Source organism: Bacillus sp. SIMBA_005 (assembly GCF_046535585.1).
In the GTDB taxonomy this organism is placed as follows: domain Bacteria; phylum Bacillota; class Bacilli; order Bacillales; family Bacillaceae; genus Bacillus; species Bacillus pumilus.
On sequence record NZ_JAWRWI010000009.1, the window covers coordinates 112,296 to 132,364 of the forward strand.

Below are 20,069 nucleotides of genomic sequence, written 5' to 3' on the forward strand. Positions count from 1 at the left end.
AATCCCTGTTCCTTTTTCTTCGTTTTTCGGTTAGGACGATTTAGCAGTGTTTATCACAGTCTGCTCCCCTGTGATGAGTAAAGCCTGTTCATCAGTAAGCGGGCATAAATCGAGCGTCTGCTCATACTTCTTTAGGATTTGCTGCGCAGCATCCCCTAAATAGGTATTGTGCACATGCGGTACTGGATAGCAGCTTACCTCATTGAACCCTCGATAGGATGAAAGCTCTGGTGCCTTCTGCCGCTCATCCATCAAGGAGATATATTCAATGCTTGGCGCCATGATGATACTCCCTGCGGATTCGCCGATGTACAGCTTACCTTTATTGATTTCTTCTTTCAGCACGTCATCGAGACCGTGCTTTCTCAATTCCTGCAGCAAATAAAAAGTATTGCCTCCTGATACGTACACCACATCATTTTGTTTCATCATCTTTGCGATTTCTTCGGTAGACTGCTCAGCTATCTGAACGATTTCTAGCTGCATACCGAGTTGATGAAAGGCTTCTTTCGCTGCATCCACATAGTGTGTGACTTCTTCCACGGCACTGGCTGTTGGGAAAAATGTCACACGTTTTCCTTTTAACGATTCACCCGTAAAATCAGACAAGAGAGAATAGCTGTCTTTGAATGAAGAGCATAAGAACATTTTTTTCACTGTGAATCCCTCTTCTCTTTTCCTATTTTGCCAATTCATACATGGCTTGTGCATATAGTGCGGTTGCTCTTAGTAGATCGTCGATTTCGATATATTCATCCTTCTGATGTGCACAATCTGGTCTGCCAGGGAAAAGAGGACCAAAGGCAACACCCGCTTCTAAAGATCTCGCATACGTTCCCCCACCAATCGCAATCAGATGAGCTGGATTTCCAGTTTGTTCCTCATATACCCGCTGCAATGTTTTCACAAGCGGATGATCTTTTGAGACGTGATGCGGAGGGCTGTCGTCAAATTTCAGAAGGGTAGCCCCTTTGATGCCTTCGATCCCTTTTTTAACGTCCTTGCCGTCTGCTGTCACTGGGTAGCGGACATTTAATCCTAGCTTCGCTTCTTCGCCTTGTGTATAGCGGATTGTGCCAACATTTAAAGTTAAATCTCCGCTAATGTCATCTTTGCAAGCAATTCCTAGCTTTTTCCCTCTTGTATCCTGATCAAATAAAGCATTGATTTGAGAGGTAAACGCAAGGCCGCCTTCATCTAATTCTTGTCCACTTAGGAAATTGGCCATATGAATGCCCGCATTGATGCCATGCGCCGGCTCCATGGCATGAACTGATTCACCTTTTAATGTGAAATGCAGTCCATCCGCTGCATTCTTAACCTCACCTAATAATTGATTGTCAGCAAGATATGCTTCAAAAGCTGTTTTTAATGATTCAGCATCGTGTTCTTGTGCCGCTGTCACAGTGGCAGTTGCCTCATCCGGCACCATATTCAGCCGCATACCCGATGTGAATTGCTTGAGCGTATAGTGCTGATGTTGTTCTGTATGTTGATATGTAAATGACACAATGGCATCAATGATCCCTTTTTCAGCATGAATAATCGGAAAATCAGCATCTGGCGCAAATCCAATTTGCGGCATCGCCTCATGCTTGAAATAATGGTCCACACATCGCCAATCACTTTCTTCATCTGTTCCAATGATCATTCGAATCTTTTTTGACAGCTTCATCCCTGTATCTTTTAACATCTTCAGTGCATAGAAAGCCGCCATGGTTGGCCCTTTATCATCAATGGCGCCTCGAGCAAATATTTTATTTTCTCTTATATCTGCTGAAAATGGCGGGGTTGTCCAGCCGTCACCAGCAGGCACAACGTCCACATGGCATAGCACACCTACAATGTCTTCGCCTTCTCCATATTCAATATGACCTGCATAGCCATCCACATTCTTGACTGTGAAGCCTTCGTCTTCCCCTTTTTTCAGCATATACTGAAGGGCCTGATCGACTTTTTCACCAAATGGCTTTCCTTCTTTTCCACCTTCTTCATCAAGGACACTTTCAATTTGTAAAAAAGATTGTGTGTCCTCAATCAAATCGTCTTTTTTTCGTATGACTTCAGCTTCCCAATTCATTTTTTCCATTCCTCCTTGAAAAAAGGTTGCATTCCACCCATAAAACGAATATTATATTAATTGTTTTGTAATAATGTTCGTAAATGGAGGATTTTATGTTTCAGTTAAAAGAAAACCAAACCAACATAAAGAGAGAATTAATCGCTGGTATGACGACATTCTTTACCATGGTCTATATTGTTGCCGTTAACCCAGGAATTCTTTCAAAAGCAGGCATTCCTTTTGACCAAGTCTTCACTGCAACAATTATCGCTGCTGTCGTCGGTACACTCTGGATGGCATTATTTGCAAACTATCCGATTGCGATTGCGCCAGGTATGGGGCTGAATGTCTATTTCACCTTTACAGTTGTCGGTGGTGGCGGCATCAGCTATCAAACAGCATTCAGTGCGGTATTTGTTGCTGGTATACTCTTTATTATTTTATCGTTAACATCCCTTAGAAAACAACTGATTCAAGCCATTCCAGATAATTTAAAATACGGCATTACAGCCGGAATCGGGCTTTTTATTGCCTTTATCGGCCTCCGTCAGTCTGGAATTATCGCAGCTGACCCGGAAAATCTAGTGAAGCTTGGCAACTTAAGCTCGCCTGTTGTCATTTTAACGCTTGTCGGCTTAATGATCTCTGTTATTTTAATGGTACTTCAAATCAATGGCGCTCTGTTTATCGGCATGTTAGCGACGACATTGATTGCGCTAGTAACAGGACAGCTTCATTTCCCTAAAATGCTGATGGACATCCCTGCACTGCCAGAAGGTATGCTGATTACAAATCCATTCGCTGCCTTTGGTGATGTATTCTCTCATCATTTATATGCGGTCGTCTTTTCCTTCTTACTAGTAACGATTTTTGATACAACGGGCACAATGATCGGAGTGGCTGAACAAGCAGGACTCATGAAAAAAGGCCAGCTGCCAAAGGTACGAAGAGCCTTGCTCGCTGACTCTGCTGCAACGACGATTGGTTCTATGTTTGGAACAAGCCCAACGACAGCTTATATTGAATCATCATCTGGGGTTGCTGCTGGCGGAAGAACCGGGCTAACGTCTTTAACGGTCGCTGCACTGTTTATTGTGGCATTGTTTTTCGGTCCGCTCGTTCAGGCTATTTCTTCTTTACCATCCATCACATCACCTGTTCTCATCATTGTCGGGTGCTTGATGATGAACTCCGTGTCACGCATTCGCTGGAATGAGCTAGACGAAGCATTTCCTGCTTTTCTTGTGATTCTTTCCATGCCGCTGACATCTAGTATTTCAACCGGAATTTCACTTGGATTTATTTCATATCCACTTGTGAAACTGGCAAAAGGGAAATGGAGAGAAGTACATGTTCTTGTCCTTATCTTTGCCATTTTATTTTTCATTCAGCTCTTTTTCTTAGAAGGATAACAGAAACAAAAAAGGCACATTCTAACAAGGGATGTGTCTTTTTGAAATCAGTGAATTTTTATTTTGTAAATTTTCTGTGTTTCATTTTTGGACGTTTGAATGTAACAGCATTCTCTAAACCCCTTACTCCCATTGGGTTGTAACCGAATTCAAAACATGGTATATACCATATTTCGATTCATGAAGACAAGTTAAAAAACACGTAAAGTTGACTTTTTGGTGGAACTAGATGCATAATAACGTGTATAATAGAATAAAACATTAAGAAACACGAACATTTACCATTGTTGCATGTCCTTATTTCGCAGTTTTAGTGTAGTAAGTTGTGGTTAGTCAAGTCCATCCGATCTTATTGATAGGGAGTGGTTTTTTGAAACCTTCAACAAACCGTATGATGACTCGAATAAAATCAGTCTATATGTTCATTCAAGAGAAAGGTCTTGTGACGACACAAGAGCTGGTTGATGAATTCGGGATCACACCTAGAACCATTCAAAGAGACTTAAACGTGCTTGCCTATAACGATCTTGTTCATAGTCCAAGCAGGGGCAAATGGGAAACAACAAGAAAAAAAGTAAAAATATCATCTTAAGCGTATAATGAACTGTCCATATAACAAAAAGAACCGGCCTATCGCCGGTTCTTTTCTTTTGTTCCACATCTATGGTCGATTGATTAAGCTGTCTAATTCTTCATCCGTCAATTCACGGTACTCCCCAGGCGCTAGATCTTCATCTAATGAGACAGCCCCCATCGAGCGTCTTTTTAAAAAGATGACTTCATTTCCCACTGCTTGCGTCATCAGCTTCACTTGATGGTACTTTCCTTCAGTAATTGTTAAACGGATGCGTGTATCTTCACTTTCATTCGCATCTACTTCAACCTTCGCCGGCTTCGTGCAGTAATCATCTAAAATCACAACACCCTCTTCAAGACGCTTGATGTCTTGATCTCCTAATGGATATTTCAAATGAACCTCGTACGTTTTTGGCACATGCTTTTTTGGAGAAAGTAATTGATGTGCAAGCTGTCCATCATTTGTGAGGAGGAGAAGACCGACTGTATCCTTATCCAGTCTGCCCACAGGAAATGGCTCCCTTGCGATATCTTCCGGCTCAAGTAAATCGACAACCGTTTCATCCCGCAGATCTTCTGTTGCTGAGATGACCCCATCTGGTTTGTTCATCATTAAGTAAATGAATTCTTTATACTCTACACGCTCTCCGTGTACGAGCACTTCATCATTCGATGGATCAACATGATCTTTCACCTGCTTCGCCAGTTCTCCATTCACGGTGACTGCCCGTGCCTTGACCAGCTTCTTTACATCTTTTCTTGAACCAAAGCCGCTGCTAGCAAGCAATTTATCAAGCCTCATGAAACTCCACCTCTTCTTAACTCTTTTTTCTTAAAAACTTCGGCATACGGCTGCCGAGTACACGCTCAAGTAATCCTACCTTATAAGATAGGAACAGATACACACCGCCACCAGTGATCATTGAAATCAAAATGACGATACCCGCATTAACAATTCCACCTTCATACGAAATCACTTGGCTCACAAGCTGACATGTCACATACGCCACTACAGCCATAATCGCAGTTAAAATACCAATGAGAATAAATCGTTTGAAAATCCTGCGGAACGAATAGCCTGCATGGCGCTTAATCATGATAAACATATACAAGATGGACGCACTATAGCCTAACGCAGTCGCAAGCACAGAACCATTTCCTTGCAGCCAGCTGATTAGCGGAATGTTCAGAACCGTTTTAATAATGATCCCTAACAACAGACTGACAATGGCAAATTTTTGTTTGTTAATTCCCTGCAAAATTGCTGCATTAATGGTGAATAAAGAAAACAATAACGCAACAGGTGCATACCAGAACAAAATTGACATCCCAATCTCAGGATGAACAGACGGATAGAAAAACCAATAAACCGGTCCAGCCAATGCCGAAATACCAAATGAAGCAGGCAGCACGAAAAATAAGATGACCTGCATTGTCTGATCAATTTGTCTATTGAGCAGCTTGTAGTTACGAGCTGTAAATGATTCCGTAATCGTTGGAATCAAGGTTAAGCCAAACGCTGTTGCAAGCGACACAGGAATCATCACGAGCTTCGGTAAATATAACGTCACAATAGACAATACCGCTGTACTAATATCCTGATGTCCTGATGCAATCATGGCTCTGTTAATCGTGTTTGTATCTATATAAGAATAAATTGGAATCGCCAGTCCAACAAACACATACGGTGCCGCATAGCTAAACAGCTCTGTAAACATTTGCTTATAAGATAAGTCGGAGGAAGCACCTGTATTCGGCTGCATCGATAAGAGCCGATCCTTGCGCTTCAGCCAATATAAATAAAGCGTGAATAACCCGCCAAATGCGCCGATAAGTGCTGCAAATGTAGCATAACCGACAGCAATGACAAGACCGCCGTCAAGCACTTTTAAAATAATAAACGTTGCTGTTAATAGGAAGATGATTCTGACAAGCTGCTCAATGACTTGAGAAACAGCTGTCGGTCCCATCATAGAGTGCCCTTGGAAGTACCCTCGCACAAGACTCATAATAGGTACAACCAAAAGACCTAAACTGACCATCCGAATTACATATACTACTTGATCGACAGTCAAACCGCCTGTTTCATTCGATCCGCCAAGCTGAATCTTGGCAAAAATCGGTGCGGTCAAATATAAAATAGAAAAGGCGATAATCCCGGTGACAAGCATGACCGACATACCCGCCCTGAACATTTTTCTTGTTGTTTCATAATCGCCAATTGCATTATATTTAGAAACAAATTTTGATACCGCTGTTGGGAAACCAAGCGTAGCAATACTTAAAAAGATCGTATACTGATTGTATCCATATTGAAATAGCGCTCCACCAGTAGCTCCAACCATTGCGCTAAATGGAATTAAATAGATCATACCAAGAATACGAGAGAGATAAGTCCCTATTGTTAAAACCAACGTACCACGAAGCAGTTTATTAGACATGCGCTTAACCACCATTTTTCTAATGAATATTCAACTCAACTATTTTACCACATCATTTCGACGCACAGGTAACAAATCCAATACAGAAGGCACAAAACCAATCAATTCATATTTCAGCCTTCCCCAATTTTCGTTATAATAGATGAATGACTGAAAGCAGAAAGAGGAATGTAACATGAAACATTATGATGTCATTGTCATTGGCGGTGGACCTTCTGGACTGATGGCCGCGATTGCATCAGCAGAGCACGGTGCAACTGTTCTGTTAATTGACAAAGGAACCAAACTTGGCAGAAAGCTCGCCATTTCCGGCGGTGGACGCTGTAACGTCACCAATCGCCTTCCAGTAGAAGAAATCATCAAGCATATTCCCGGAAACGGCCGTTTTTTATATAGTGCATTTTCTGAGTTCAATAACGAGGATATTATTTCGTTTTTTGAAAACCTCGGCATTGAACTTAAAGAAGAAGACCATGGACGTATGTTCCCTGTCTCAAACAAAGCACAATCTGTTGTGGATGCACTTTTAGACAGGCTCCGCAACCTCAATGTGACCATTCGAACGAATGAGAAGATTAAAACAGTTCTGTATCAAGACGGACAAGCAGCCGGAATTGTTACAAATAATGATGAAAAAATTTCAAGTCATGCCGTTGTGATTGCTGTTGGCGGAAAAAGTGTGCCTCATACTGGTTCTACTGGTGACGGCTACGCATGGGCAGAAGCTGCTGGTCATACGATTACAGAGCTCTTCCCAACAGAAGTACCGGTCACATCAGATGAGCGTTTTATAAAAGAAAAAGTGCTCCAAGGGCTTTCTTTAAGAAGTGTGGCTGTCAGTGTTTTAAATAAAAAAGGGAAACCCGTCGTCACACATGTCATGGATATGATCTTTACACACTTTGGCTTATCCGGCCCAGCTGTTCTTAGATGCAGCGGATTTGTGGTGAAAGAATTAAAAAAACAGCCGACTGTCCGTCTGCAAATAGACTTATATCCAAAGCTTAATGATGAGGAGCTTTTCCAAAAGCTGCATCGAGACTTAAAAGAAGAACCGAAAAAGGCCATTAAAAATGTTCTGAAGTCTTGGATGCAAGAACGCTATTTATTGTTTTTGTTAGAAAGAAATGGTATTGATCCTCAAGACACATTTTCGGGTCTTGCTAAGGATAAACTGCGCGCATTCGTCCATGATTGCAAACATTTTATCGTTCATGCGAACGGTACGCTCTCTTTGGACAAAGCGTTTGTCACAGGAGGCGGCGTTTCTGTGAAAGAAATTGAACCAAAAAAAATGGCGTCTAAAAAAATGCCTGGTCTTTATTTCTGCGGAGAAATTCTAGACATTCATGGTTATACAGGCGGATACAATATCACCTCAGCACTTGTAACTGGCAGGCTTGCCGGTATGAATGCTGCACTTGAAGCAAAGGAGAGATTTTCATGATAAGACGTGCACTTCCGATTATCCTAGCAGTTGTGATTAGTTTGACAGCCGCTGTCTTCTTAAAACTGTCTATTACCCCGTTAAAAATCGCCATTGTGTTGGCGTTTACCATCTTCGCTGTTTGTTTAAAAGAATACGTCTACCGTCTTCGTAAACGAATTGAAGAAAAATCATCTTCACATATCGATAGTTGATTAATGGAAGCAAAACATGTTACGGTAAAGTAGAGGTCGAGTGAGAAGCTCGCCTCTTTTTGTTTGAAAATAGTTGAGATAGGGGATATTAAACAAAATCCTCTGCTTAAACGTGTAGAACAACAGGAGAGTGAGATGGTGTGAAAAACGTATCAAGTGTATTTTGGATTGTGATTGCGATCACATTTGTTGCCGTTATATGGGGAGCTTTTTCTCCAGAAACACTGCAAAATGTTACAGATCAAATTCAAACATACATTACAAATGACTTTGGCTGGTATTACTTGTTAGTGGTGTCACTGCTCGTCGGCTTTTGTCTATTCTTTATTTTTAGCCCGATCGGTAAGATTACGCTAGGAAAACCTGGGGAAGAGCCTGAATTCGGCTTATTTTCATGGTTTGCGATGCTATTTAGTGCCGGTATGGGAATTGGTCTTGTTTTTTACGGAGCAGCTGAACCGATCAGCCACTATGCCATACAGTCACCAACAGGTGAGACTGAAACGGCGCAGGCATTCCGTGATTCCCTTCGATATACATTTTTCCATTGGGGGCTTCATGCATGGGCTATTTATGCCATTGTTGCACTTTGTATTGCGTACTTTAAATTTAGAAAAGATGCACCTGGCTTAATCAGTGCAACGTTGCAGCCGGTTTTAGGAAATAAAACGAATGGATGGATCGGAAAAACGATCGATTGTATTGCGGTATTTGCAACTGTAGTTGGTGTTGCGACAAGCCTAGGATTAGGTGCGGCACAAATAAACGGTGGGTTGAATTACCTGTTTCAAATCCCGAATGCTTTTAGCACACAATTGATCATTATCATGATTGTGACCGTGCTTTTCCTTGCATCTGCTCTAAGCGGAATTGGAAAAGGCATTAAATATTTAAGTAATATCAACATGGTATTAGCAGCTGTTCTGATGTTTTTCTTACTTTTGGTAGGTCCAACTGTTTTTATCTTAAATTCATTTACTGACTCAATTGGGCAATACTTATCCAACATCGTTCAAATGAGCTTCCGTCTATCTCCAAATGATCCTGAGAAGAGAGAATGGATTAATGGATGGACAATCTTTTATTGGGCATGGTGGATTTCTTGGGCACCATTTGTCGGAATCTTTATCGCAAGGGTGTCACGCGGACGAACGATTCGAGAATTTTTAGTAGGTGTCTTAGTGGCTCCTTCTATCCTGGTATTCCTATGGTTCTCGATTTTCGGTGTATCTGCGATGGATTTACAGCAAAAGAATATTGTCGATGTTGCAGGTCTATCAACAGAAACAATGCTCTTCGGTGTACTAAATGAATATCCGCTGGCGATGATTACATCGATTCTAGCACTTATTTTAATCGCTATATTCTTTATTACATCGGCTGATTCAGCTACATTTGTGCTTGGAATGCAGACAACCTATGGATCATTGAACCCTTCTGGCAGTGTCAAAGTTAGCTGGGGTATCATCCAATCTTCTGTTGCTGCCGTACTTTTATTCTCAGGGGGACTTGAAGCCCTGCAAAATACAGCCAAGCTCGCAGCCTTGCCGTTCTCCGTTGTCATTATTTTGATGATTGTCTCACTGTACAAGTCACTGAATGATGAACGAAGAGCCATCAAGCAAGCCAATAAAGTCAGTAAACCACGAAGTCCAAGAGTAAAAAAAGCATAATCTCAAGCGAAAAAGCCGTTCCTCATAAGAGCGGCTTTTTTATATATACAATTTAAGATTGTTGCAAGCATGCAGATTCCTGTAAAATAATGATGAAATCATTTCTACAATGGAGGTTTATATGACGCTGCCTACATTCAAGTACAACCCAGATCCAGTTTCGTTAAACGTAATCAAAAAAGAGCCTACGACATGTCCTGTTTGCGAGAAAGAAAGAGAATATGTGTATCATGGTCCATTTTATTCTGTTGAAGATGTGAAAGGAATTTGCCCTTGGTGCATTAAAGATGGTTCAGCCGCTAAGAAATACGATGGCATGTTTCAAGACGATGCAAGCTGTGACGACGTTGAGCAAGAGGAATATATAGATGAACTGATCTATAGAACACCAGGTTATCGCGGCTGGCAGCAGGAATATTGGTTAAGCCATTGCGGAGATTTTTGCGCGATCGTCCAGTATGTCGGATGGAAAGAGATAGAACATTTAGAGGAAGAGCTCACAGAAGATATTGAAGACATTTGCAGCGGCGGAGGATTAACGAAAGAGAACCTAAAACAATGGCTCGTCAACGGCGGAGATCTGCAAGGCTACCTCTTTCAATGTGTTCACTGCAACAAGCATCGTTTATATATTGACGCTAGTTAAACAAAGTAAAAGGACCCTTCAAACAGGTCCTTTTTTGTGGCCATCTATTTTTTATATAAAATGAGGGCAGAAAAACAGTAGAGCTGTTCTCCTCCTTGCTCACAGATCACCGCTACATTGTACTTGATGTCAATGATTTGATCGTCATCCATTCCTTTTAAAAAAAAATTGATTTCACTCTGCAAATCTTTTTCGTGCTCTTCATCAAATACAGCTACCTTTAGCACATATGCCACTCTCCCTTCTCTCGCTACTCTATTTTTATGCACATTAGGGCGGGCATATGAACAAAAAAAGCCTTTCATCTGTGAGATGAAAGGACTTCTGTTTACAGCTTCGGTTTTGTTTCTCCTGTCCAAGCAAGCATTCCGCCAACGACATTGGTCGCTTGATAGCCTTGGTCTTCTAGGAAATAGCAGACATTTTCACTACGTTTACCAGAGCGGCAAATAATATAATACTCCTGCGTTTGATCGAATGCATCCAGTTTCTCCGGGATATCTCCCATTCGAATATGGACCGCTTCTGGAATCATTCCTTCTGCTACTTCCTCGTCCTCACGCACATCAACAAGCTGAATCGCTTCTTCTTGCCCTAGCTTTTGTTTTAATTCTTCTATTGAGATTTCTTTTACTGACACGGCGCTCATCTCTCCTTTTAATCACGGTGACACCATTATAGCAAATGAACCGCATCACTGTGTATTCACCCGCTTCGATTGAAGGAAAGACGGCAGGCGTTTCTTCACTTCGGCAGTCTGCTGCTCACTTTCAAACTCTACTTTTTTGAATACTTGATAGGCCAGCCACATATGGCCATAGGCGAGTATACTCACACTAAAGAACGGCACAATTCCCGGCAAATAAGCAAAGAGAACAAACAGCAGAGCCGAGAAAACGAGCATACAGAGTGTATATTGTAAATATGAGATACCGAGCAAAAGAGAGAATTTCAGATAGAGACGTTTTTTCCAATCATAATGAGCCAGCAGCGGAAAAATATAAAACAAGCTCACAACAAAGAGAAAACCAAAGATATAAATGGCAAAACGAAGCACATGCAAAAACCAGCTCGTTGGATAAATAAACGCAAGGTCTACATATATAATCGTCCCTATGATCAGTAGCGCCACTCCAATCAAGTTAGAGCGTACAAACTCCTCACGGTACACCTTCCAAAAAGTCCGGAAAACGCTCACTTGCTCATGCCCTTGTATCCACTTTCTCATCACCGAAAATAACGCAGTGGTCGCAGGCATCAATCCAAAGATCCCAAGCCCCAGCATGGTGAACAGCAGCCATAGCAAATTCGTATAGGCGAGTCTCATCACCCACTCACACATTCGCAGCATTCTGCTCATTGAACCATCATGATCCATCTCTTTCCCCTCCTCTCTTTCTTATGACACCGTCTCTTTATGAAGCAACTCTTCTATGTCAATTGGGCGCTTCTCTGCAACAGACCGCCACATGCCTTCCCCAAGTGCAATTGAATAAGCACCAGCCTCTGCTCCTGCCGAAATATCATAGTGAATTAAAGGATCTTTCCCGATAAATAAATCGGCCAAAAGCAGAGGATCTCCGCCGCCATGTCCTCCTGGCTGCTTCACGACTTCAATTGTCTCTTTTGCCCCAAACATCGGATAATAAGAAATCGTCTGTTCTGGGAATTGAAAAGGAATTCTGGATGGCACATGAAACTCATTTGTTTCAATACGCCCCTTCGTCCCATTAATAGCAAGCCGGTATCCTTCGTAGGGTGCTGAGAATTGAATCGAGTAACTGAAGAGGGCCCCTTGGTCATATGCCACTGATGCCACATATGTATCCTCAATGTTAATTTCCTCATCAAAAATACAGGCGTCTGGGCGGTAATTGGCGTATTGCTGCGTTTGACTCTGACCCGATTCGATATGATCGTCCTCGACTTTTGAGCATTCTACTCTCGGATTCCATCTTGCTTCATAATGACATGTATCCTTCACATGACATGTTCCGCAATACCTGTTTTCTTCTCCCTGCAAAGGATTCCAAGGACTTTTATCTCCGTAATAATTCAGCGCCCCATAGGCAAATACTTGCTTCGGCTTTTGATTGATCCACCAATTGACCAAATCAAAATGATGCGTCGATTTATGAATGGATAGTCCGCCAGAGAATTGCCGCGTGCGGTTCCATCTTTTGAAATAACTAGCGCCATGATACGTATCAATGAGCCAGCTCAATTCAACAGATGTGACCCTTCCAATCTTTCCTTCTAAAATGAGTTCTTTGATCTTTCGATGAAATGGATTGTAGCGATAATTGAAAGTGACTGTGACCTTTCCTTTACTTTCCTTTTCTTTTTCCATTACTTTTTTGGCGTCTTTTGCTGTTGTAACCATCGGCTTTTCAGTGATGACATCGAGGTCATGGTCAAGTGCTTGCAAAATATAGGTGACATGTGTGTCATCCCTGCCTGCCACAATGACGATATCTGGCTTTGCTTCCTTCACCATTTGATCAAATGCCTCTTCATGAAAAAACGAGACGCCCCGCAGTGATGGAAAACGCTCCTGACAAAGTGTATACCGATGATGATCTATATCTAAAAGCCCTGTAATCCTGTATTGCTCATTGAAATCCTCTGTGAGCGGTTTAATAAACATATTGAACGCACGCTGACTGAGTCCGCAAATTACGACCCGTTTCACAGTCCCCACCCCTATTTCTATCGATTTTCACGAAGCTGTTTCATGAGAGACAGCGCCTCTTTGGACTTGTCTGCATACACGGGAATAAAAGCGACCATATCGCGATGTAAACGAAAGGTATAGCCATTTAGCTTTTTCGTGCCTTTATGAACTTGAACCGCATAATCGACCGTGTTCCCTGTCCTTTGATCCTCGGTCGTATATGGCCCTGCCGCTTGACCATCTATACCCATCTCTTCAAGCAATTGAAAGCTTTCAGGATCATCATACGTTCGAAACATTTCTTCCGGGACAAGCATGATGTCCCCCTCTTTTGCGGTAATTTCAACAAGAAGTTTTTCAGGAATCGCCGGAAAGATGTGGACGCTATACGTTTCTTGTTCCGTTTGAAAAGCCTTCTCGACTAATTGATCCTTCATCCCCTTTGACATATCAGAAAAAATCAGAACATCGATACCGTTTGTTTTCCCATGACAGGCTGACAAACAAAAGGCAGCGATGAAGCTGATCAACCATGCCGCAGCCCTTTTTTGCCTCTTCATGCCTTTTGAAAAACAGGCAGCTTCTCTAGCTCAGTTAACGCCATAATAAAAGCGCCTGCCCCGTGCAAGTCATTTGTGCTTCTTTCTCTACCGACGTAGTAATCATAAAATCCAGCGGATGTTCCGATACATATATCATTGATGGTAAAATCACCGTTTTCTGTCACAGCCGTCTTATGCTGAATTAAGCCTTTGTAAGCTTTCACCACATGATCTGTGTAGCGGGGGCTGACATACCCTTCGTTCATGGCTTTTGCCATGGCGTACATGAATAAACACGATCCAGAGCTTTCAAGCCAATTGTCGCTATGAGTACCTTTATCAATGATTTGATGCCAGAGACCTGTGTCTTGATCCTGGTACCTAGCTACACTCTCCAGCATGTCTGTCAGCGTTTCCTTCCACACTTTTCGCCCCTCATGCTGCTTTGGCAGATCCTCGATCATGTCTGCTAATGCAAGGACATACCAGCCGAATGATCTTGCCCAAAACTCGGGAGAACAGCCTGTCTTTTGATCAGCCCATGGCATCACTTTTCGTTCGTCCCACGCGTGATAATACAAGCCTGTTTTTTCATCTTTTGTATGCTTTCTCATGAGATGCTCTTGCTGGATCACCATATCCACCAGTTCCTCTTCACCTTTCAGCTTTGCATACTTTAAGGCAAAAGGTCCTCCCATGTAAAGACCATCCAGCCACATTTGATAAGCATAATTGTCTTTATGCCAAAATCCGCCCTCAGATGTGCGATTCAATGTGCGATAAAGCCCGCGGAGCTTCTCTGCTGCCAGCACATACCGCTTCTCTCCTGTTCGTTCATAAAGAGGGAATAAAATGAGCCCTGCTTGGATCGCATCAAGTTCATCTCTTCGAAATAACAGGTTTCCATACTCATCAATGAGCGAATCTGCGTAGCTTTTCACATAATTGAAATACGTCTCGTTCCCCGTTGACTCATATAGCTTCATCACACCGCAAAGAAAAACGCCTTGATGATAATGCCATCTTCCAGCTGGAGGCAGCTCAATAGGTGTATGTGCTTTCATAATTGTTTGTGCTAATTTCTCTGCATGCTCAAGTGGTGATCCCTTTTTAGTCGATAATGTCATTTTTCTTCATCTCCTTTTTAGTAAATACCTTCTTCCCCAAATTTCTTCGCTAAACGGTTCGCCAGCATGACCAAAATGAGTCCAACGGCTGCTTTAAATAAACCAACAGCTGTACTATAGCTGAATTGCCCTTGCTTAAGACCAGCTGTATAAACATACGTATCAAAGATTTCTGCTACTTCCCGGTTCGTTGCATTGAGTAATAAATAGACATGCTCAAAGCCAAGCTCTAATGTGTCACCTATTTTCAAAATAAGCAGAACGACAATCACACTTTTAATGGCAGGAAGCGTGATGTGCCACATTTGTCTCAGTCTGCCGGCTCCATCCATTTTCGCTGCTTCATATAGCTGCGGATCTACCGCTGTAATCGCCGCTAGGTAAATGATCGTCGACCACCCTGCTTCCCGCCAGATCACTTGTAAAATGTACATCGGCCTGAACCATTCCTGACTAAGAAGGAAGTTAATCTTTTCCCCTCCAAAGAAAGCAATTAATTCATTGATTAACCCGCCATCTACTGTTAACAAAACAAAGGATAAGGACACGACAATCACCCATGACATGAAGTGAGGAATGTATATCATCGTCTGCACAAATTTCTTAAACAATGCCAATCTGACCTCGTTTAAAAGCAGGGCCAATAAGATCGGAATTGGAAAGAAAATCACAACATTCATGGCAAATAAAATCAGTGTATTTTTTAATAAGATGAAAAATGTTGGTTCTGTAAACAATCGAATAAAGTGTTTGAAGCCAACCCACTCACTGCCGAGAATACCGAGAAACGGCTGGTAATCTTGAAAGGCAATGATCAGCCCCCACATCGGCACATATTTAAAGACAAGAAAATAAATGAGCCCTGGCAAAATCATGACATACAAAAACTTTTGACTAAGCATTTGATTAAGTAAGCGCTTTCTTCTTTCTTTTTTCAAAGCTGCCGCAGGCACACCCTTGGCAGTGACATCCTCTGTTTTCATAGATAAAGCCTCCCCTCATGCTGATGCATGTGTTAACTGTATCTTAAGGATGAAAAATCCGTCTACAATCATATCATCAGATCATATTTACTTAGGGGAAGCTACTCAAAACGTTACATAAAACATGAGAAAATGATCCTAATCTCAGAAAATGATTATTGACAAACCTACCAAATTTTTGGATTAATAAATAAAGAGGAAAAGATTGTTCCGTTTGAAATGGGGGGTTTTATGAAAAGAAGGCAATATAAATTTTATTACAAGCTCGTCACGTTTTTTTTCATGCTTAGTACGATTCCTGTCATCATTGTCGGTATTTTTTCTTATCATCATTCACAAAAAACAGCACTCGAAAATATCTCAAATGAAAAGCTGGACAGCGTTAAACAAACGCAATCCAATATTGAGCATATTTTAAAGACTGTTGATCATTCTCTCACTCACTATGTCAGTTCGCCGCCTCTCCTTCAAACACTGGCAGAACCTTTAAATCCAGACCAATTCCAGCTTTATAATCAAGTACAGCAGGAACTCAACTACCTGCAAACCTTTGACACCGATCTGTCCAATATTACACTCGTCAGTAAAATGGAAGACTGGTACATGAACAATTCGGGGCTTTATCATGTCACAAGCGGAGACCAAGAGAAAGCGCTCACCTCTTACCTCAATATTCCGAGTCATTCCAGCTGGGCACTTGAAGAGAATAATCCACTTGTTGCGACAAAAGAAGGAAAGGCCTCCTTTTGCAAATACAATGTGAACTTAATCAAACAACTCCCTATGAACAGTGTCCAGAAAAAAGGGATCGCTGTCGCCAGCATTCCGAGCTGTACGATTGCTGACAATATGCCGGACTTCTCTCAATCTGACAGTATGTTTGTCATTGATACTAACGGAAAAGTGCTGTTACATAACCGCAAAGAACAAATTGGTGAATCCTTGAAAAATCAAGAGTTCGTCAAGCATGTCCTATCACGTGAAGAACGATCAGGTCAATTTAACATGAAGATCGAGGAACTAAACTATCAAATTACGTTTCAAAAATCAGACTATAACGAATGGACGTACCTATCCTTTGTTTCTATTCCAGAACTTAAGGCACAAACGAAATCAATTGGGTGGATCACCTTTATTATCTGCTTTGTTTTGTTAGCGCTTTCATTGTTATTTTCATGGTTTGGGTCCAGACACTTTTATAAACCAATCCGCTTGTTATACGAGTCCTTTGCACGCAATGAATCCTTTTTGCAAAAGCAGCCTTTTCAAAATGAATTTGAGTTGATTGAGTCGAGTATTAAACAAATGAAGGATCAAAACAATGATTTAGAGGAACGTATTGAGCAGCAAGTCACGCACCTCCAGCAATACTTTATGGTGCGGCTATTGCTCGGAAAGCTGACAGAAGAAGAGATTAACAACCGGTTCCAAAGTTTAGGATTCCCTCAGGACTGGTCTCACTTATCCATGCTTGTGACCCAAATTGATACGCTAAAAGGAACACCTTATGAAAAAAAGGATGCTGACTTACTTTTATTTGCGATCAATGGACTCATTGAGCAGATTATTCCGCAAGAGGAGCATCTGCAGCCAACAGTTGTCAATCAGCATCAAACGACAATTATCCTAAATCACTCAAAGTCAGATGAAGAGTTTACTGAATATTTAAACCAATTAGCAGAGACGATTCAGCTGCGTATCGAGGAAGAGCTCGGTTTATCGATCAGCATCGGGATCAGCCGTCAGTTTCAGGAGCTTACGATGGCAAAACAGGCTTACATTGAAGGAAAAGAGGCCTTAAAATACAGGCTCAAAGCAGAGAAAAAGTCCATTATCTTATATGAACATATCCAGCAAGGAAAAACGTTTAAAACCCATTTTCCAAAGCAGCTGCAGCATGATTTATTTGATGCGATGAAAGCAGGTGATCAAGGGAAGGCAGATCACTATTTACATGTGCTCCTGCAATCCATTTTCTCTAAAAATGCAGGACCGCACGAGTACCATATCGCCCTCGCCCGTTTTTTAAACAATTTGATTGAGCTGATGCATTTGCTTGGCATTGAATTATTTGAGGTCGAAGACAATAAAATGCTGTATGATACGATTTTTGAATTTAAAACATTTGAAGATACCGAAGCATGGCTAAAACATGAGATCATTCGGCCGATTATTGACCAGCTTGGTGCACGCGAGGAATCACAATACAAAAACATCTCAGAAAAGATCATTCATATCATTCATCAAGAATTCGACTCAGATCTCACATTGGATGAAATCGCTACACGCCTGCATTACAACCCAAATTATTTAAGCAGTATCTTTAGAAAGGAAATGGATATTTCCTTTAGTGAATATCTCTCATCCTACAGACACCATGTCGCCAAAAACTGGCTCGTGGAGACCGATATGTCCGTCAAAGAAATTTCGGAAAAGCTGAAATATAAAAACCCGCAAAACTTCATTCGTTCCTTCAAAAAACTAGAAGGCACGACCCCCGGCAAATACCGCGACCAGAAAAAAGGCATATAAGACAAAAAGTCCCGCTCTCATAGGAAGCGGGACTTTTTTATTTAAATTGTTCATTTAAAATGCTGTCTTCCAGCACTGAAAGCGGCTCTCCGTACACGCGTTCAATATGAGCTGCTCCCCAATCACATAGCGCATTCAGAATTCTTTCGAGCGACTGACCGTATTCACTTAATTCATATTCCACTTTAGGCGGTACTTGCTCATACACGATTCGGTTAATCACCCCATCACTTTCAAGCTCTCTCAGCTGTTGTGTAAGCATTTTTTGTGTGATGTTTGGCATGAGCCGCTTCAACTCACTTGTACGTTTTTTCCCATGTGTTAAATGACATAAAATCACGCACTTCCACTTCCCGCCAATGACCTCAAGGGTCGCTTCCACGGAGATATTATATTTTTTCTTTTCCATTAAATCCTCACTCCTCTTTATACGAATAGGCACTTTTTAGTACCTATATTACAAAAAAGTACGTACTTTTTTTTTCGTCATCTATGTTAGATAATAACTCTTGCCGATCGGCTTCGTCTATCAAAATGTCATCACAGAAGGATGTGAACTGATTCATGAAGAAAAAACAAAACCACTTTGCCCTTCTCGCACTAGCTATTAGTGCTTTTGCTATAGGAACCACTGAGTTTATTAGTGTCGGTCTTTTGCCGATGATTTCAGAGGACTTTGGAGTGAGCGTCAGTCAGGCTGGCTGGACCGTCTCTTTATATGCACTTGGGGTGACATTCGGCGCGCCTATTTTGACTTCTTTGACTTCAACGATGAAAAGGAAAACATTGCTTTTGCTCATTATGCTCGTCTTTTTGATTGGAAATACACTTGCCACGATGGCTCCGACCTTTTCAGTCCTCTTAATCGGACGGGTCATTTCAGCCCTATCCCATGGAATCTTTATGTCCATCGGTTCTACAATTGCAGCAAGCCTTGTAGTGAAAGAAAAACGGGCAAGCGCGATTGCCTTTATGTTCACTGGTTTAACAGTAGCGACTGTGACAGGTGTGCCATTTGGGACATTTCTTGGTCATGAGCTCGGCTGGCGGACATCATTTGGTGTGATTGTGATCATTGGTCTAATCGCACTAATATCTAACTATTTTCTTGTTCCATCTCAATTAAAGCAAGGCGTGAAAACATCATTTAAGGATCAAGCTGTTTTATTAAAAACAAAAAGAATCTTGCTTCTATTTGTCATTACAGCAACAGGATACGGAGGAACCTTTGTCGTCTTTACGTATTTATCTCCTCTTTTACAGCATGTGACAGGCCTTGCGCCAGGGGCGGTGGCATTGATCCTGCTTTTATACGGAATCACGATCGCAGCTGGAAATGTCATTGGCGGAAAGGCTGCTAATGAGCAGCCAATGAAAGCACTCATTTACATGTTTATCATCCAAAGCATCATTTTGTTTATCCTTAGCTTGACTGCTGGATTTACAGTGCTAGGCATTGCAACTGTCATGCTGATGGGACTTTTTGCTTTCATGAATGTCCCTGGATTGCAAGTAGCTGTCGTTGACTTTGCAGAAAGATACACACCAGGAGCAGTCGACGTCGCTTCCGCTATGAATATTGCTGCCTTTAATGCTGGTATCGCCATCGGCTCATTTTTAGGCGGCATCGTGACAGATACCCTTGGGCTTGTGCATACAGGCTGGGTCGGCGGTATCATGGTCCTTATCGCAGCCATTCTCACAATGATTAGTTTTCGAATCGAACAACAAGAACAAAATCAAACCATCTAAGGAGTGTT

Annotated in this window: 20 protein-coding genes; 8 read left to right on the forward strand and 12 right to left on the reverse strand. The window is 41.7% G+C overall.

What is annotated here, in order from left to right:
• Positions 1-30 precede the first annotated feature (30 nt).
• Entirely contained in the window at positions 31-657 is a 627-nt protein-coding gene (locus SB660_RS15790; protein WP_410583242.1) for a Type 1 glutamine amidotransferase-like domain-containing protein, read from the reverse strand.
• 22 nt (positions 658-679) lie between these two features.
• Entirely contained in the window at positions 680-2,080 is a 1,401-nt protein-coding gene (gene pepV / locus SB660_RS15795; protein ID WP_410583244.1) for a dipeptidase PepV, read from the reverse strand.
• Between the two features lie 95 nt (positions 2,081-2,175).
• On the opposite strand from pepV, the gene SB660_RS15800 reads away from it, so the two are divergent.
• Together SB660_RS15800 and SB660_RS15805 are read left to right on the forward strand one after the other, a co-directional pair.
• Entirely contained in the window at positions 2,176-3,474 is a 1,299-nt protein-coding gene (locus tag SB660_RS15800) for an NCS2 family permease (RefSeq protein ID WP_058015028.1), read from the forward strand.
• Between the two features lie 370 nt (positions 3,475-3,844).
• Positions 3,845-4,066 carry a DeoR family transcriptional regulator gene (locus SB660_RS15805; protein ID WP_008356419.1) on the forward strand — a complete coding sequence of 74 codons (222 nt, stop codon included), beginning with the start codon at positions 3,845-3,847 and terminating at the stop codon, positions 4,064-4,066.
• A 69-nt stretch (positions 4,067-4,135) separates the two neighbouring features.
• On the opposite strand, the gene SB660_RS15810 is transcribed toward SB660_RS15805, so the two are convergent.
• Together SB660_RS15810 and SB660_RS15815 are read right to left on the reverse strand one after the other, a co-directional pair.
• Positions 4,136-4,852 (reverse strand): pseudouridine synthase, encoded by a 717-nt coding sequence (locus SB660_RS15810; RefSeq protein ID WP_410583247.1) that lies wholly within the window; start codon positions 4,850-4,852, stop codon positions 4,136-4,138.
• A gap of 16 nt (positions 4,853-4,868) precedes the next feature.
• Positions 4,869-6,491 (reverse strand): putative polysaccharide biosynthesis protein, encoded by a 1,623-nt coding sequence (locus SB660_RS15815; protein ID WP_041815845.1) that lies wholly within the window; start codon positions 6,489-6,491, stop codon positions 4,869-4,871.
• 175 nt (positions 6,492-6,666) lie between these two features.
• Here SB660_RS15815 and SB660_RS15820 point away from each other — a divergent pair, with 175 nt between their 5' ends.
• From SB660_RS15820 to SB660_RS15835, 4 genes are all read left to right on the forward strand, one after another.
• Positions 6,667-7,938, forward strand: coding sequence for a BaiN/RdsA family NAD(P)/FAD-dependent oxidoreductase (locus tag SB660_RS15820; protein ID WP_180310338.1), 1,272 nt, complete (start codon positions 6,667-6,669; stop codon positions 7,936-7,938).
• On the forward strand, positions 7,935-8,132 hold the full coding sequence (locus SB660_RS15825) for a hypothetical protein (protein ID WP_058015025.1): 198 nt from the start codon (positions 7,935-7,937) through the stop codon (positions 8,130-8,132). Before SB660_RS15820 ends, SB660_RS15825 begins: the two co-directional genes overlap by 4 nt.
• A 140-nt stretch (positions 8,133-8,272) precedes the next feature.
• Positions 8,273-9,805, forward strand: coding sequence for a glycine betaine transporter OpuD (gene opuD / locus SB660_RS15830; RefSeq protein ID WP_144523042.1), 1,533 nt, complete (start codon positions 8,273-8,275; stop codon positions 9,803-9,805).
• A 121-nt stretch (positions 9,806-9,926) separates the two neighbouring features.
• The gene (locus SB660_RS15835) at positions 9,927-10,451 is read left to right on the forward strand and encodes a CbrC family protein (protein ID WP_058015023.1); all 525 of its coding nucleotides are present in this window, start codon (positions 9,927-9,929) and stop codon (positions 10,449-10,451) included.
• 44 nt (positions 10,452-10,495) lie between these two features.
• Here SB660_RS15835 and SB660_RS15840 read toward each other — a convergent pair whose 3' ends face one another.
• The 7 genes from SB660_RS15840 to SB660_RS15870 form a co-directional block, all read right to left on the reverse strand.
• Positions 10,496-10,678, reverse strand: coding sequence for a sporulation protein Cse60 (locus tag SB660_RS15840; RefSeq protein WP_180310336.1), 183 nt, complete (start codon positions 10,676-10,678; stop codon positions 10,496-10,498).
• Positions 10,679-10,779: 101 nt separating this feature from the next.
• A complete protein-coding gene (locus tag SB660_RS15845; RefSeq protein WP_410583250.1) occupies positions 10,780-11,091 on the reverse strand; it encodes a rhodanese-like domain-containing protein in 312 nt (103 codons plus the stop codon).
• A 54-nt stretch (positions 11,092-11,145) separates the two neighbouring features.
• Positions 11,146-11,829: a YesL family protein gene (locus SB660_RS15850; protein WP_169056717.1), complete on the reverse strand. Its 684-nt coding sequence runs from the start codon at positions 11,827-11,829 to the stop codon at positions 11,146-11,148.
• A 21-nt stretch (positions 11,830-11,850) separates the two neighbouring features.
• Positions 11,851-13,143 (reverse strand): Gfo/Idh/MocA family protein, encoded by a 1,293-nt coding sequence (locus tag SB660_RS15855; RefSeq protein WP_410583252.1) that lies wholly within the window; start codon positions 13,141-13,143, stop codon positions 11,851-11,853.
• Positions 13,144-13,160: 17 nt separating this feature from the next.
• On the reverse strand, positions 13,161-13,685 hold the full coding sequence (locus SB660_RS15860) for a lipoprotein YteS (protein WP_339163535.1): 525 nt from the start codon (positions 13,683-13,685) through the stop codon (positions 13,161-13,163).
• The gene (locus tag SB660_RS15865; protein WP_180310333.1) at positions 13,682-14,794 is read right to left on the reverse strand and encodes a glycoside hydrolase family 88/105 protein; all 1,113 of its coding nucleotides are present in this window, start codon (positions 14,792-14,794) and stop codon (positions 13,682-13,684) included. Before SB660_RS15865 ends, SB660_RS15860 begins: the two co-directional genes overlap by 4 nt.
• A gap of 17 nt (positions 14,795-14,811) precedes the next feature.
• On the reverse strand, positions 14,812-15,777 hold the full coding sequence (locus SB660_RS15870; protein ID WP_003217645.1) for an ABC transporter permease: 966 nt from the start codon (positions 15,775-15,777) through the stop codon (positions 14,812-14,814).
• Positions 15,778-16,008: 231 nt separating this feature from the next.
• Here SB660_RS15870 and SB660_RS15875 point away from each other — a divergent pair, with 231 nt between their 5' ends.
• Positions 16,009-18,309: a helix-turn-helix domain-containing protein gene (locus SB660_RS15875; protein WP_180310332.1), complete on the forward strand. Its 2,301-nt coding sequence runs from the start codon at positions 16,009-16,011 to the stop codon at positions 18,307-18,309.
• 37 nt (positions 18,310-18,346) lie between these two features.
• Here SB660_RS15875 and SB660_RS15880 read toward each other — a convergent pair whose 3' ends face one another.
• Positions 18,347-18,718: a winged helix-turn-helix transcriptional regulator gene (locus SB660_RS15880; RefSeq protein WP_003217763.1), complete on the reverse strand. Its 372-nt coding sequence runs from the start codon at positions 18,716-18,718 to the stop codon at positions 18,347-18,349.
• Between the two features lie 155 nt (positions 18,719-18,873).
• On the opposite strand from SB660_RS15880, the gene SB660_RS15885 reads away from it, so the two are divergent.
• Positions 18,874-20,061: an MFS transporter gene (locus SB660_RS15885; protein ID WP_058015016.1), complete on the forward strand. Its 1,188-nt coding sequence runs from the start codon at positions 18,874-18,876 to the stop codon at positions 20,059-20,061.
• Positions 20,062-20,069: the final 8 nt, after the last annotated feature.

Excerpts from the sequence above, each read along its gene's own strand:
- pepV (WP_410583244.1), bottom strand. The coding sequence starts at position 2,080 with ATGAATTGGGAAGCTGAAGTCATACGAAAAAAAGACGATTTGATTGAG.
- SB660_RS15800 (WP_058015028.1), top strand. The coding sequence starts at position 2,176 with ATGTTTCAGTTAAAAGAAAACCAAACCAACATAAAGAGAGAATTAATC.
- SB660_RS15810 (WP_410583247.1), bottom strand. The coding sequence starts at position 4,852 with ATGAGGCTTGATAAATTGCTTGCTAGCAGCGGCTTTGGTTCAAGAAAA.
- SB660_RS15815 (WP_041815845.1), bottom strand. The coding sequence starts at position 6,491 with ATGTCTAATAAACTGCTTCGTGGTACGTTGGTTTTAACAATAGGGACT.
- SB660_RS15820 (WP_180310338.1), top strand. The coding sequence starts at position 6,667 with ATGAAACATTATGATGTCATTGTCATTGGCGGTGGACCTTCTGGACTG.
- SB660_RS15825 (WP_058015025.1), top strand. The coding sequence starts at position 7,935 with ATGATAAGACGTGCACTTCCGATTATCCTAGCAGTTGTGATTAGTTTG.
- SB660_RS15835 (WP_058015023.1), top strand. The coding sequence starts at position 9,927 with ATGACGCTGCCTACATTCAAGTACAACCCAGATCCAGTTTCGTTAAAC.
- SB660_RS15850 (WP_169056717.1), bottom strand. The coding sequence starts at position 11,829 with ATGGATCATGATGGTTCAATGAGCAGAATGCTGCGAATGTGTGAGTGG.
- SB660_RS15860 (WP_339163535.1), bottom strand. The coding sequence starts at position 13,685 with ATGAAGAGGCAAAAAAGGGCTGCGGCATGGTTGATCAGCTTCATCGCT.
- SB660_RS15865 (WP_180310333.1), bottom strand. The coding sequence starts at position 14,794 with ATGACATTATCGACTAAAAAGGGATCACCACTTGAGCATGCAGAGAAA.
- SB660_RS15870 (WP_003217645.1), bottom strand. The coding sequence starts at position 15,777 with ATGAAAACAGAGGATGTCACTGCCAAGGGTGTGCCTGCGGCAGCTTTG.
- SB660_RS15875 (WP_180310332.1), top strand. The coding sequence starts at position 16,009 with ATGAAAAGAAGGCAATATAAATTTTATTACAAGCTCGTCACGTTTTTT.
- SB660_RS15880 (WP_003217763.1), bottom strand. The coding sequence starts at position 18,718 with ATGGAAAAGAAAAAATATAATATCTCCGTGGAAGCGACCCTTGAGGTC.
- SB660_RS15885 (WP_058015016.1), top strand. The coding sequence starts at position 18,874 with ATGAAGAAAAAACAAAACCACTTTGCCCTTCTCGCACTAGCTATTAGT.